10 protein-coding genes are annotated in these 14,069 nt (G+C 46.0%); 6 read left to right on the top strand and 4 right to left on the bottom strand.

Translation table 11 applies throughout. The features are described 5' to 3' along the window. Window positions 1–77: 77 nt before the first annotated feature. The 3 genes from trpE to ACR64J_RS02345 form a co-directional block, all read right to left on the bottom strand. On the bottom strand, window positions 78–1,574 hold the full coding sequence (gene trpE, locus ACR64J_RS02355; RefSeq protein WP_317200118.1) for an anthranilate synthase component I: 1,497 nt from the start codon (window positions 1,572–1,574) through the stop codon (window positions 78–80). Window positions 1,575–1,851: 277 nt separating this feature from the next. Continuing rightward, entirely contained in the window at window positions 1,852–3,279 is a 1,428-nt protein-coding gene (locus tag ACR64J_RS02350) for an FHA domain-containing protein (protein WP_435950298.1), read from the bottom strand. A gap of 171 nt (window positions 3,280–3,450) precedes the next feature. Next, complete coding sequence (locus ACR64J_RS02345) at window positions 3,451–5,073, bottom strand: peptide chain release factor 3 (RefSeq protein WP_435950297.1); 1,623 nt, start codon at window positions 5,071–5,073, stop codon at window positions 3,451–3,453. A 275-nt stretch (window positions 5,074–5,348) separates the two neighbouring features. Between ACR64J_RS02345 and ACR64J_RS02340 the strand changes: the two genes are divergently transcribed. The 6 genes from ACR64J_RS02340 (at window position 5,349) to ACR64J_RS02315 (ending at window position 12,918) form a co-directional block, all read left to right on the top strand. Then, the gene (locus ACR64J_RS02340; RefSeq protein ID WP_435950296.1) at window positions 5,349–6,707 is read left to right on the top strand and encodes an MBL fold metallo-hydrolase; all 1,359 of its coding nucleotides are present in this window, start codon (window positions 5,349–5,351) and stop codon (window positions 6,705–6,707) included. A 187-nt stretch (window positions 6,708–6,894) separates the two neighbouring features. Continuing rightward, a complete protein-coding gene (locus tag ACR64J_RS02335) occupies window positions 6,895–7,308 on the top strand; it encodes an Ohr family peroxiredoxin (RefSeq protein ID WP_317200122.1) in 414 nt (137 codons plus the stop codon). A 195-nt stretch (window positions 7,309–7,503) separates the two neighbouring features. Then, window positions 7,504–10,458, top strand: a complete 2,955-nt coding sequence (gene polA / locus ACR64J_RS02330) for a DNA polymerase I (RefSeq protein WP_435950295.1) — start codon at window positions 7,504–7,506, stop codon at window positions 10,456–10,458. Window positions 10,459–10,929: 471 nt separating this feature from the next. Continuing rightward, window positions 10,930–11,394, top strand: coding sequence for a hypothetical protein (locus ACR64J_RS02325; protein ID WP_317200123.1), 465 nt, complete (start codon window positions 10,930–10,932; stop codon window positions 11,392–11,394). A gap of 176 nt (window positions 11,395–11,570) precedes the next feature. Continuing rightward, window positions 11,571–12,359: an SDR family NAD(P)-dependent oxidoreductase gene (locus ACR64J_RS02320; RefSeq protein WP_435950294.1), complete on the top strand. Its 789-nt coding sequence runs from the start codon at window positions 11,571–11,573 to the stop codon at window positions 12,357–12,359. A 220-nt stretch (window positions 12,360–12,579) separates the two neighbouring features. Beyond that, window positions 12,580–12,918, top strand: a complete 339-nt coding sequence (locus ACR64J_RS02315; RefSeq protein ID WP_435950293.1) for a hypothetical protein — start codon at window positions 12,580–12,582, stop codon at window positions 12,916–12,918. 85 nt (window positions 12,919–13,003) lie between these two features. Here the strand turns inward: ACR64J_RS02315 and hemH are convergent, their stop codons facing one another. Continuing rightward, the gene (gene hemH / locus ACR64J_RS02310) at window positions 13,004–14,023 is read right to left on the bottom strand and encodes a ferrochelatase (RefSeq protein ID WP_435950292.1); all 1,020 of its coding nucleotides are present in this window, start codon (window positions 14,021–14,023) and stop codon (window positions 13,004–13,006) included. Window positions 14,024–14,069 lie beyond the last annotated feature (46 nt).

Here is a 14,069-nt window from a genome sequence, read left to right as displayed (position 1 = left end):
CAGTTGATTATATTGTGATTTTTTAAGGCTTAAAATATACTTTCAACGTTTATTGAAGGTTCTAGTTTAATGGGGCCTTACTGAATACGCAAACCATCACATGCCATTTTTACAGCCTTAACTAATGCTAAGGCTTTTTTGTTGGTTTCATCCCACTCCGCCTCTGGTACTGAATCGGCAACCACACCTGCCCCAGCTTGAATATGTATCTTACCGCGGCGCATAACCGCAGTGCGAATAGCGATAGCGGTGTCCATATTGCCATGCCAGCCTAGATAGCCAACCGAGCCACCGAACACGGTGCGACGTACCGGCTCAACCTCGTCGATAATCTGCATCGCGCGAATCTTTGGCGCGCCTGAGAGCGTTCCTGCTGGGAAAGTGGCACAAAAGACATCAAGCGCGTCTTTATCTGGTAGTACGGTGCCTTCGACGTTAGAGGCAATATGCATGACCTGTGAGTAGCGCTCAATAAACATTTTTTCGGTGACTTTGACACTACCATACTCACAAACGCGGCCAATGTCATTACGCCCTAAATCTATTAGCATTAAGTGCTCGGCAATCTCTTTTTGATCAGATAACAACTCACGCTCTAGTGCTAAGTCCTCAGCTTCATCACGGCCGCGCTTACGGGTGCCTGCTAGCGGACGGACGGTCACTTGCCCGTTCTCAATACGCGATAAAATCTCAGGGGAAGCTCCAATAATATCAAAGCGTTTGTGATCATCCAAAGTATAACCATGTACCAAAAACAGATAAGGCGACGGGTTTAAAAAACGTAGTGCGCGATAAACCGCTAGGGAGTCGCCAGTGTAATCTGCGCTCAAACGCTGCGCGGGCACCACTTGCATGACATCTCCTGCAAAGATATAATCTTTAATCTTATTGACATCCGTGCAATATTTCTCTTCTCCAGTTTGTGATTCAAACTTGGGCGTTGGCATGGTCGGCGTGCTCAAATCTGCCATCTCAGCCAATTTATCTTCTATCTTCTCAAGCTCGCGAATCGCAGCGCTATAACCCTCATCGCTTGTACAATCAGCATAGACAATAATAGATAGAGTATTCTCAAGATTATCAAAGACAATCACACTCATCGACAGCATAAGCCACAGATCAGGCAGACTCATCGGGTTTGGTGCATCAGACTGACCGACAGACGGCTCAATGACACGTACCATGTCATAACCAAAATAGCCTATAAGACCGCCGCTAAAGCTCGGTAGCGTAGATATATCATCAGCAGTTGGCATCTTATACTGCGCCATCAGCTTACGAATGTAGTCAAAGGGATCAGCCACTGCGTTGACGCTAATGTCATTGTCTCGCTTGACCGTCATCTCGCCGTTGGCATACTGCAGCAGCAAGTCACTACCTAAGCCAATCATCGAATAACGCGCCCAGCGCTCCCCGCCTACCACCGACTCAAACAAATAGGCCGAACCACTTAGATCACGTACTTTGGAGAATACAGAAACGGGCGTCTGCGCGTCCATCAAGCGCTTTTTTATCAGCGGCGCATGACTAAAGCCTTGTGCTTTAAAAGCGGTATATTCTTCAAAATTCATCATAGCAAAGGGTCTCTTAGCACAGTAGTAGCAAAAGATAGTCGTCAATAATAGCGAATCAGTATAACAAAACTGACCGATATTATGAGTGCTTAAAACAAAATGTTTGCAAGCACAAGGAGTAAAAGCAAATGGCAGTAACCATTAATTTAAGCATAAAAATAAGCTGCCAGACTTTATAACGATTTTATCGTTGTAAAGTCTGGCAGCTTGATAGCTTACCTAATTACTTATAAAACCTTAAATAAGCATTTAAAAAGACTAGACGTTTGGGGCGAGCTTACACGCCGCCCATATTAAATAACCATAGCGCAATACCGATAATTAGGATAATAATAAACACCCAAATAAACCAGCCGCCACTTGGTTTTTTGTCAGTGCTAGCGGCATTAGCTGGATTATCGATCGCCTGATCCATCGCATTATTACCCGTCGTGCCCAAATCGCGTGACCCGCCTAGATTAGCTGTTCCTGAGAACTGAGCAGTAGCTGCTTGCTTGGCGCGCAGTACTTCTGGATCGGCTTCTTCTTGTAGCTCAGTCGTTGTCGTTTTATCGTGTTCAGGAGCTACCGTATCATCGTGATAAGGAGCGCGCTTGGTTGAGTGCTCGTCGGTGGTTGTACTGTCGGTATTTGTATTGTGGGCGGTATCTTTTGCAGGCTCAGTGGACATCACTGTCTCCTCGTGAGTGGGGGCATTGGCTGTAGGTGTCGGGGCTGATGTCTCATCTAACGCTGATGAATCGCGGCTTATCGGCGCATCAGTACTATTCATATTTGTTATTTTAGTACTATTCGCGTCAGCGCTATTTATATCAGTACTGTCTGCGGCAGCGAGCACCTCAGTCACGATCGTATCTTTGACAATAGGCTCATCAGTTTGAGCTTTATGATCTGTATGCGCTACACTATTAGAGATAGGCTGCGCACTATCGCTCGCTGCTAGGACTTCAGTCACCATGGTTTGTTTGACTACTGGCTCAGCTGAGCTTGGAAGCTTCTTACTCGAAAGAGTGGTATCAGTAGTACTCGCTGTACTGTTAATATCAGCGGCATCATTAATATTAATTGTGCCATCAGACGCTTTGCTTTTATAACCTGTAGAGATTGTAGATTTTGTCGCAGCAGCGCCAGTTGCCAAACTAATGGCTTGGGCAGTTGCACCAGTATCAAGGCTCGTATCAGAGCTAACGGCATTGTCATGATGAGTATCGACAGCCGTAGTATCGTCATTGATAGTAGAAGTATTGTTGACAGTGTCATTATTAACAGGACTTATATCAGCAGTATTCATGCTATCTGTGCCTGTAATAGGCAGCTGTTTTGCTGTATCAGCAACCGCGAATACTTGAAAGCTAAAGCTGGCAAACCCAACAATGTCGGCACTCTTTAAAGCTCTTGATTGATTGCCATCGATGCGCTCATCATTGATAAAGGTACCATTAGATGAATCTAAATCTTTGATATACAGCTGATCCTCAGCCACGCTAAGCAGTGCGTGATTGCGCGAGACTTCTTTGCTACCGAGCACTAAATCATTATCACTGCCGCGCCCGACCGACAAGCTATCAGTAATCGGCAACGTCAGATCACCCAAGGCTTCACTCAAGGCATCTAATTGCCAAGTTTTGGCGGCCAAATTATCTGATAACGTAGGATTGGTTGCACTTGCATTTGCTGTTTTACTGTCGTCCATATCGCTTGTCATGTTACTACTCCTTTTTATTGATTGCCTTTATTCTACCGCAACCTTTATCCTCTAGTGTTGAAACACTGTTTACGTTTTTAGAGCTTGTTTTGCAAAAAGCTCTAACCGCTCAACATGTTTACCCAATAAAAAAGACACGATATACGTGTCCTTTTTATAATCATAAATAGCTTAGTGTTCGCGCGTACTGCTAAAGGTAATCTCTGGATAACGCTCTTGCATGAGTTGCAGATTGACCCGAGATGGCGCTAAATAAGTTAAATAACCGCCACCATCGATCGAGAGTTGATCGTGAGCTTTTTTCTTAAATTTGGTCAGTGCCACCTCATCATCACAGTGAATCCAGCGCACTGTCGCGATGGAGACCGGCTCAAAGGTGCACTGAACTTTGTACTCTTCTTTGAGGCGATGGGCGACCACTTCGAACTGCAGCACGCCGACTGCACCTAGGATCAAATCGTTATTAATCTGCGGCATAAAGACCTGCGTTGCGCCCTCCTCGGAGAGCTGCTGAAGGCCTTTTTGCAAGGCTTTGGATTTAAGCGGATCACGCAGTACTACGCGGCGAAATAGCTCTGGGGCAAAATGCGGAATCCCCGTGAAATTTAGCTCCTCGCCTTCGGTGAAACTGTCACCGATAGAGATGGTACCGTGGTTATGTAGTCCGATGATATCTCCAGGATAGGCCTCCTCTAGCGCTTCGCGATCCCCTGCCAAAAACGTCAAGGCATCAGCGATACGTACGTCTTTACCTAGACGGACATGCTTCATCTTCATGCCCTTCTCGTACTTGCCTGAGCACACGCGCATAAAGGCTATACGGTCACGGTGACGTGGATCCATATTGGCCTGAATCTTGAACACAAAACCACTAAAGTCAGTCTCGGTAGCGGATACTTCACGCTCTTCAGTGGGATGCGCTTTTGGCGGCGGCGAATACTTTACTAGGGTATCGAGCACCATATTGACACCAAAATTACCCAAAGCGGTACCAAATAACACAGGCGTCATCTCACCCGTCAAGAACTCATCGACATCGAAATCCTCAAGCGCCATTTGTACCAGCTCAAGCGATTCCTCAAAGGCATCGAACATCAGCTTGCCCAAACGCTCACGTATATCTGGATAATCATAGCCTTCGCGAGTCTCAGAGACCGCCATATCGCCGCCGTGACCTTTTTCATAAAAATAGGTTTTGTTTTCGGTCAGATGATACACCCCAACGAAATCCTGCCCCATACCGATAGGCCAAGTAATAGGAATGCACTTAATCTTGAGTACCGACTCAATCTCGCTAAGCAGATCAAGCGGCTCACGGATTTGGCGATCGAGCTTATTGACGAAGGAGATAATCGGCGTATCGCGCATGCGGCACACCTCCATCAGCTTGATGGTACGCTCCTCGACGCCTTTGGCACCATCGACCATCATTAGCGCGCTGTCAACCGCAGTCAAAGTACGATAAGTATCTTCACTAAAATCAGCATGACCTGGGGTGTCAAGCAAGTTAACGATATGGTCTTGATACGGGAACTGCATAACGGAGGTGGTGATAGAGATACCGCGCTCTTGCTCCATGCTCATCCAATCTGAGGTGGCATGGCGGTCAGTCTTGCGGCCTTTAACTTCGCCCACCACCTGAATGGCTTGACCCCATAATAGAAGCTTTTCGGTCATAGTAGTCTTGCCCGCATCGGGATGCGAGATAATGGCAAAGGTACGGCGTTTGGCAACTTCGCGAGCCAATTTAGTTGGCGTCAGCTTGGTCGCTGATGATTTGGTATCTGCGCTCATAGTAGGTAACTTATCGTTGAATACAGCTGGGATTTTGGTGCGCGTATTGTAGCGGATTTATGATTGAGATGCTATTTTTGCACAAAGGCAAGCAGGCACTGAAACAATATACCTACTGATAATATATAAGATAATACGATAAAAAATAATTGGCTTTGCTACGCTTATTTTATTGGGGCGTGACTTTTGAGTTAGGGCATTCCTTATAAACAAACTTGCTCAGTATTACCTGCACCCTTGCTTCAAAAAACAATTGATATAAAAAGGATATCTTTATGTTATTAGAAAAAATCAAAACCCCTGGACTCTCGCATTTATCCTATCTGATAGGCTCAGGTACCAAAGCTGCGGTCATCGATCCGCGCCGCGACTGCGAGATTTATGTCGAAAAAGCACGCGCCGCAGGACTTGAGATCATCCATATCTTTGAGACGCATCGCAATGAGGATCTGGTCTCTGGCGCGCCAATATTAGCAGAGCTAACAGGGGCTAAAGTATGGCACGGGCCAAATCCTGAGCGAGAGGTTGTCTATGCTGACACCGCTCGCGAGGGTGATAGCTTCACTATTGATCAGCTTGAGATTCGAGTGCTTGAGACGCCTGGTCATACTGATGACCATTTGGCTTTTGCCCTATTTGATAGTGCGTACCCTGACAAGGCCGTTGGCGTATTTACAGGGGATGCCCTATTTGTCGGTGACGTTGGTCGTACTGACTTTTATCCCAAGCGTCGCCGCGAAGTGGCTGGTCTACTCTACGACTCACTACAAAAGATATTGACCCTCGGTGATCAGGCGATGATTTATCCTGCTCATGGCGCAGGATCTGTCTGCGGCTCAGGTATGGCTGATCGTGAGTTCTCCTCTGTCGGTCATGAGCGCCTTAATAATCCACGCTTACAAATCGAGAGTCGCGATAAGTTCATCGATGCTAAAGTGGCCGAAAACCATTATCAGCCGCCCTATTTTAGACTCATGGAGCGCTTAAACATGGAGGGTGGTAAATCCGCGCCGCGCGTGATGCGTCCTCGCATACTGTCACTCGATGAGCTAAAAGATCTAAACGTAGATCATCTAATTGATATTCGTGAGCCGATGTCTTATGCGTCAGGTCACCTGCCAGGTTCCATGAGTCTACCAGTCGGTATGATCTCAGCGTTTGCAGGCTGGTTCATTGGGGAAGGCCAAAGCGTGGCGCTAATTGCCTCTGATGAAGCTCAAATGGCTACCGCAACCGAGCATCTGGTGCGCATTGCTCTTGATAATATCGTTGGTGGTTACGTCGGTGTGGTAGCAGCAGCTAAGCAAAGCGAGACTATAGAGCAGACGCCTATGATTAATACCGCTTTAGTCAAAGAGCGTCTTGATAATGACCATCAAAAAGCGGGCTGGACGCTGCTTGATGTTCGTGACGCGGATGAGCGCGCATCTGCCGCTATTGAGTCATCAACGCATATCTATGTCGGTCATCTCAATGAGCAGTGGCAAGATCTCGATAAAGATCAGCACTACACGCTAATGTGCGCCAGTGGTCAGCGCGCGACAGTAGCGGCAGGATGGCTCGCAAGCCAAGGCTTTGCGCACATTGACATCTATCTTGGTGGTATGCAAGCATGGCAGGCGGCGCAGAAATAGAGTAATCCTTATCTTTTGAACCAAACCTTTAAACCAAACCTTTGAACTAAGCAAGGGGCTCAAGATAAGGCGCACTTACAAATTATAAGTATAGTTTTACCTGTGCTATATAAACTAACCTCGATATTTTGCTACTCTGAATAGGTTATTTTGTGATAACACCTATCAATAATAAATAAGGACAATTATGAAAACTTTATACTCTACCAAAGCCACAGTCACAGGCGGCCGTACTGGTGATGCTTCACTTAGTGATAGCGATCTAAAAGTAAAAATGGCCCCTCCGGGTGGCAATATGGAAGGCAATAATCCAGAGCAATTACTCGCGATGGGCTATGCTGCTTGCTTTGATAGCGCTTTGGGCGTGGTCAAAAAGATGGAAAGCGCAAGTTTTGGCTCAACGACCGAAACGACGGTTGATCTCATTCAAGGCGGCGATCATGACTATAAATTAGCGGTCAAGATTCATGTGATTGGCGACAGTACTGAAGTCTCAAGCGATGAGTTCCAAAAGCTGGTTGAAAAAGCCCATACCGTTTGCCCTTATTCAAAAGCTACCCAAGGCAATATCGATATCGAAGTGACATCAGAAGTCAAATAAGGCTTTTATCTCTCGATAGACATAGTATACTAAAGATGGGAACCCAGTCAGCACTGGGTTCTTTTTTTATGTCTGGCGCAAACATTTACCCTCTCAGGCGACGTACACTTATTAACGCTTAAGCCATTCGGCACGCGCTGATTTTATCGTTATAATAGGTCATCTTTTTTATTTTATATATAATAAGTGGCCTTTATGACTGACAATAATCACAACTCACACTCCCCGATTGATCCTGATTTGCGACCTAATTTTGAGACGATGCCCAAAGTGGCGACCATGGATACCGCTCATGTGGACAAGGACCAGCCGCCTTTTATTTTAGTCGATGGCTCCTACTATCTGTTTCGCACCTATCACGCGCTGCCCAAAACGATGGAAAACACCCAAGGGCTGATGACTAATGCCATACGCGGCACGCTAAACGCTCTGCTTAAATTAATGCGCCGCTACCATCCGACCCATATGGCGGTCTGTTTTGATACCAAATCGCCAACCTTTCGCCATGCGATGTCCGAGGAATACAAAGCCAATCGTCCCAAGATGGATATTGAGTTGGCAGAGCAGATACCTTATATCCATCGCTTAGTCGCCGCTTTAGGGATTCCGCTACTGCGTATCGAAGGCGCGGAGGCTGATGACATCATAGGTACACTCGCTTATCGCGCTGTCGCTGAGGGTCATCATGTGGTCATCTCGACCGGTGACAAGGATATGATGCAGCTGATTAACGACTGCGTTATATTAGAAGACAGCTTTACAGGTAAAATTACTGATAGCGCAGGCGTCGTTGAAAAGTTTGGCATTGAGCCGCACCAAATGATCGATTTTTTGACCTTGATGGGTGACTCATCCGACGGTATTAAAGGCGTGCCGGGTATTGGTAAAAAAACGGCAAAAGATTTGCTCAACCAGTACGGCGATATCGCTACCATGTTAGATAATGTCGCCGATATAAAAGGTCGTGCAGGCAAAAACCTAGTCGAGCATGCAGCAGATATTCCGATGAATGCTGAGCTTGCCACTATCGTAACGGACTTAGATATCGGCCAAGACTGGACAGATCTAAAAATAAATACTGACCCCTGCGCTCATATTGACGAGCTACGCGCCCTCTATAGCGAGCTTGAATTTAAAAATGAGCTGGCCTCTCTTGATCACCCCAATCACCCAGCAAACGGCACTCAAAGTGTGGCAGATAGCCAAGCAAACGCCGAATCACAAGCCCAAGTCGCCAAGTCACTTCAGTCCACCAAAATCGATAATATCAAAGACAGTAAAAGCCATGACAAGGCTTGGCATACCGTACTTGACATGCCAGCGTTTGAGAGTTTGGTCGCGCAGTTAGAGCGCGCACCCTACTTCGTTGTTGATACCGAGACAACCAGTATTCATTGGCGACAAGCTGAAATCGTCGGTCTGTCTTTTGCTCTGCAAGCGCATGAAGCCTATTACGTACCGCTCACGCACAAGCTTGAGGGTGATGAATTGCTAGACAAACAGCTCGACCGCGATACGGTACTAGCTAGATTAAAACCGCTACTAGAAAACCCTAACATCGGCAAAATCGGGCAGCATTTAAAATACGATGCTCATATTCTGAGTCACTACGATATTAACCTGCTCGGTGCTATTCATAGCAGCCCCAATAACTGGGCGATGGATACGATGCTAGCAAGCTATGTTATCAACGCCGCCGCGACTCGCCATGGCATGGACGATTTGGCGCGTCACTATTTGCATACCCAAACTATCAGCTATGAGGACGTTGCAGGTAAAGGAGCTAAGCAAGTCAGCTTTGATCAAGTCGCTATCGATATTGCCAGTGACTATGCTTGTGAAGACGCAGACATCACTTATCAGTTGTTTGAATTGTTTAGTGAAACCCTTGCCGATGATGAGAACAATACGCGTCTGCTCACCCAGCTTGAAATCCCCGTCGCGCAGATACTGTGTCAGATGGAAGCTCAAGGCATTTTGATCAAACGCTCGTTTTTAAATGAGCTATCTAAGCGCTTTGATGAAGAGATCATCGCGCTTGAGGCACAAGCTTATGAGGTCGCAGGTGAGGAATTCAATTTAGGCTCGCCCAAACAGCTTGGCGAGATGCTCTTTGAAAAGCTTGGCGTCCCTGGTGGCAAAAAGACCAAATCAGGACAGTACTCTACGGGCGAAGCGGTACTATCTAAAGTCGATCATCCACTGGTCGATATTACCTTAGAGTATCGCGGACTCTCCAAGCTCAAAAGCACCTATACTGACTCGCTCGATGCAGTCGCCGATAGCGAGACTGACCGTGTCCATACCAGCTATCATCAGGCGCTGACCAGTACGGGGCGCTTGTCTTCAACGGATCCTAACTTACAGAACATTCCTATCCGTACCGCGACCGGTCGCCTGATCCGCCAAGCTTTTATCGCCCCAAAGGGCCGCGTCATCTTAGCGGCGGATTATTCGCAAATTGAGCTGCGTCTCATGGCGCATTTCTCAGGCGATGCCAACTTAACCCGCGCCTTTAACGAAGGTCTTGATATTCATACGGCGACTGCAGCTGAGGTCTTAGGAAAAGCGGTCGACGAGGTCAGTGCCACTGAGCGCCGTAATGCCAAAGCCATCAACTTTGGTCTGCTCTATGGTATGAGCGCCTTTGGTCTAGCTAAGCAGCTGCAGATGAGCCGCAATGAGGCACAGGAGTACATCGATATGTACTTTGATCGCTATCCTAGCGTCAAGCAATATATGGTCGATACGCGAGCTAGTGCCATGCAGCGTGGTTATATCGAAACCATACTTGGGCGCAAACTCTACACCCCCGATATCAATCATAGTAACCGTATGGTCAAACAAGGCGCAGAACGTGCGGCGATTAACGCGCCATTGCAAGGCTCTGCTGCCGATTTGATCAAGCTTGCGATGATAGCCGTGGATAAGGTACTGCCAAAAGAGCAAGCCAAAATGCTCCTGCAAGTGCATGATGAACTGGTCTTTGAAGTCGATAGCGACAAGGTCGATGAGATAAGCCAGCTCATTACCGACGCTATGCAAAATGTGCTCACTGATACGGCAAAAAGCATGGGCTGGGACGTTGACTTTGCCGTACCGTTATTGGTTGAGACAGACAGCGGCGAGAATTGGGATAAGGCGCATTAAGTACTGATTTAGATTGGATTTCGGCGTGGGGTGGGTTAGCTTTTTCAAGCTTTAAGAGAGCGAAGCTAAAGCGTAACCCACCGATTTAATATTTAAAACGACATACTTGATAACACTAATACTAGATTGTCGCCATAAAATGCGGTTGAGCCGTGACTGCTTTGCTCAAGCCTGCAAATACCAGCACAAGGCGTCACCAGCGCCCTTTTTAATAGACTAATCTGACAGTATATAAATTTGATATTCAAAAAACCTTAACCTTATCAATGAATTAATTAGTCAATATTTACAATAGCATGGCATTATATTTGGCGATATAATGCGTCTTTTAAACTTAACCTCTAAAGTAATAGTAGACCTAAGCATTGTATTGTCTTTGCCTTATCGTTTAGGAGACGTCCCATTTTTACCGAAAATGGCATTATTGAAATCGCAGGCTCTATCCTATTAATAGCCTGTCTACTACGCTGCGTGCAATACGCTATCAAAAGCGATATCAAACAAGGTCGCTACTTTTGGCTGGCGTCTGTTTTGGTGTTTTTTACGGTGATACGCCGCGAGCTCAATCATCTGCCAGAACTTGTGATACCGAGCAACCTGCTGCTGTTTAATCATAGCTATGAGTGGTGGGAGGATATGGTATTACTAGTCATCTATGTCGTAGCTTTAGGACTGCTTATATATTCTTGGCGTTACCTGTGGTCAATGCTAAAGCGCGTGCCTGTGTCTTTGTATCTCATTGTTGCCCTGCTGGCGATACTGCAATATATGGGCGAGAATACGATTATCTTTTCAGAGAGTATCGGTGTGGCGGTGGAAGAGCTGACTGAGGGCGTGGTGTATGCTATAGCACTCTGGTATCTATGGACGTTTACACTGCGTGAGTTTGAGATGCAATTGGCAAGTCGTTCAGACTTTACCTTGGTTAGTGAATGACTTGGTTAGTCAATATCACAGTTAGTCAATAATATAAACAAAAGTAAATATACAGTACTTGTAAAAGCCCTGCGCGGCCCTGTAAAAAGTAGTAGAGTGACTAAATAGATAACTGTAGCTTATCACCCTACTCTCGATTAAAACATGGTTACCCTCACGATAAAAAGGAGATACACATGAATATATTAATCACAGGTGCATCACGTGGTATTGGTTTGGCAACAGCTAAGCGCCTAGCGGACAAAGGTCACAGTGTTGGGCTGTTCGCGACCAATACTGCCACTCTACAAGACGCTATCGAAGATAAAACCTTTAAAAAAGCTACTAAACAAAATCGCGTCATTATAGGTGAGCTTGATGTGGTGCAGCCTGATGCTTGGGATATGGCTATTGATCAGATGATCACTCATTTTGGTAGTATAGATGTGCTCATCAATAACGCAGGCTTACTTGTCAGTGGCGCTCTGCCATCAACAGATCTGGCAGATCAGCTCTCGCTCATAGACGTCAATTGTAAGGGCGTGCTTATCGGCTGTCATAAGCTTGCACCGCATTTAGCCAATAGCGAACATAGCAAAATTATCAATGTATCCTCAGCATCTGCGATCTATGGTCAACCCGAAGTTGCCAATTACTCAGCCAGCAAGTTCTTTGTTCGCGGCCTGACTGAGGGCTTAAATATTGAATACGCCAAACTCGGTATTAAGGTCATAGACGTGATGCCGTTATGGGTCAAATCCGATATGACTAAAGATCTAGAAGTGACGAGTATTGATCGCTTAGGTATCAATCTGAGCGTCGATGATGTTGCCAAAACCATATGTAGCCTGAGCTGTCGCACTAACGATAGAATATCAGAGGTCCATTATTCTGTTGGCATGCCAGCCAAGGTCATTCAAAAACTCTCGCAAGTCGCGCCAGACTCCTTAATACGTTTTGTCAGTAGTAAAGTGAGTGCTAAATAATGATTTAGACAAAAAATAAAATGCATTTGCGACTACTTACTATTTTTACCTACGCGCTATTTATGACGGCTGTTTATAGTTTATGACTACTTTTAAAGGTAGTCATTTTTTATAGGTCATCCTTACATATTTTGAACACACTATGACACCTTACTACTAGCGCAGCCATCCGCAAAGTTGCACACTGTCAGTCATAATTTTTTATAATATAAGGATTTTTATGGACAACTCAAAATCACCATTACCCGAAGAGATGGACGGTATCGATAGTAACAAGAGCATGGATATGGAGACTGATGATCAGCTGGTTGATTTAGACAATCCTATGCTGCATACGATAAATAATGATGATGTCATTGATAATAGTGCTGGGTTTGATAATTCAGAAGTTGGTACAGATGCTACGCAAGGCTTAACCCCTATGCATAGGCAAAATATTGATGAAGCCAATATCGATAACGTCTTAGTGCAAGACAATTTAGATGATAGCGATTACCCTGATATCGTCGATATTGCTGATTCAGATGCAGCCGAAAACAGCAACGACGATGATTTTTAGACGTAATATTTAATGTCAAAAAAGCCCGCTCGATAACGTCGAGAGGGCTTTTTTTGTGTTACTATTTTTTATACTCAAAAACGAATTACACCCAGCCCTCAAGCGTACCTGCCCAGCCTTTAACGAGTGGCGCGCTCATAGCTTCTAATAGATCGATATGCGCGTCATCCATATTGAGCGCAGGGATATAATGATACTCCTGCCCGCCTGCCTCAATGAAGTTTTCACGGTTCTCAATCGCTAACTCCTCTAATGTCTCAAGACAATCTGCTGAAAATGCAGGACTGATAATCTGCACGGATTTGACCCCAGATTTGGCCCAGTCATCAAGGATAACATCGGTATAAGGCTTGACCCACTCTTGCTTACCAAAGCGCGATTGGAAGCTAATAATCCACTCATCCTCGCCTAGACCTAATGCATGTGCCACTTGCGCTGCAGTACATTTACAGCGCTTGGGGTACGGATCGCCCTTGTCAGCATAAGGCTGCGGTATACCATGAAAGCTAAACATGAGCTTATCAGGTTTGCCATGCTTGGCTTGAAAACGGCGAATACTATCGGCTAGTGCTTTGATGTAAAGCGGATGGGCGAAGTAATCTTTGACGATGGTGTAATTGGGCAAATTACGCTGTTTTAGTGCCCATTTATTGATCGCGTCATAGACAGCGCCGCTTGAGGTCGCTGAGTACTGCGGAAATACAGGCAGCAATACAAAGTGATCAACGCCCTCGCCTCGCAGTTCATCCATAACATCAGGCAACCCAGGATTGCCGTAGCTCATCGCTGCATGAACGGACACGCGAAAGGGTGCATTGGCAGCTGCTAGCCGAGGTTCTAATTTTTCAACCTGACCATTTAAGATGTTACGCATCGGTGAGTCGCCATCCCAAATACTCGCGTAAGCTTCAGCGACGCGTTTGGGACGCCGCGGCAAGACAAATAAATTGAGAATAATCGCCCACAGAAACTGCGGAATCTCAATCACACGTGGATCGGACAAAAACTGACGCAAATAGCGGCGTACCGCAGGCGCGGTCGGCTCATCTGGCGTGCCTAAGTTAATCAGTAAAACAGCAATACGTGGGGGCAATTTGGGTTTCATAGCAGCACACTTTATAACAGAGATTTGGGTAGCTTGGAGTCAAAAC

Source organism: Psychrobacter sp. DM8, from assembly GCF_051307025.1.
Classification (GTDB): domain Bacteria; phylum Pseudomonadota; class Gammaproteobacteria; order Pseudomonadales; family Moraxellaceae; genus Psychrobacter.
This window is presented reverse-complemented; position numbering and strand designations above follow the sequence as displayed.

Coding starts and splice junctions, on each gene's coding strand:
- trpE (WP_317200118.1), bottom strand. CDS start 1,574: ATGATGAATTTTGAAGAATATACCGCTTTTAAAGCACAAGGCTTTAGT.
- ACR64J_RS02350 (WP_435950298.1), bottom strand. CDS start 3,279: ATGACAAGCGATATGGACGACAGTAAAACAGCAAATGCAAGTGCAACC.
- ACR64J_RS02345 (WP_435950297.1), bottom strand. CDS start 5,073: ATGAGCGCAGATACCAAATCATCAGCGACCAAGCTGACGCCAACTAAA.
- ACR64J_RS02340 (WP_435950296.1), top strand. CDS start 5,349: ATGTTATTAGAAAAAATCAAAACCCCTGGACTCTCGCATTTATCCTAT.
- ACR64J_RS02335 (WP_317200122.1), top strand. CDS start 6,895: ATGAAAACTTTATACTCTACCAAAGCCACAGTCACAGGCGGCCGTACT.
- polA (WP_435950295.1), top strand. CDS start 7,504: ATGACTGACAATAATCACAACTCACACTCCCCGATTGATCCTGATTTG.
- ACR64J_RS02320 (WP_435950294.1), top strand. CDS start 11,571: ATGAATATATTAATCACAGGTGCATCACGTGGTATTGGTTTGGCAACA.
- ACR64J_RS02315 (WP_435950293.1), top strand. CDS start 12,580: ATGGACAACTCAAAATCACCATTACCCGAAGAGATGGACGGTATCGAT.
- hemH (WP_435950292.1), bottom strand. CDS start 14,023: ATGAAACCCAAATTGCCCCCACGTATTGCTGTTTTACTGATTAACTTA.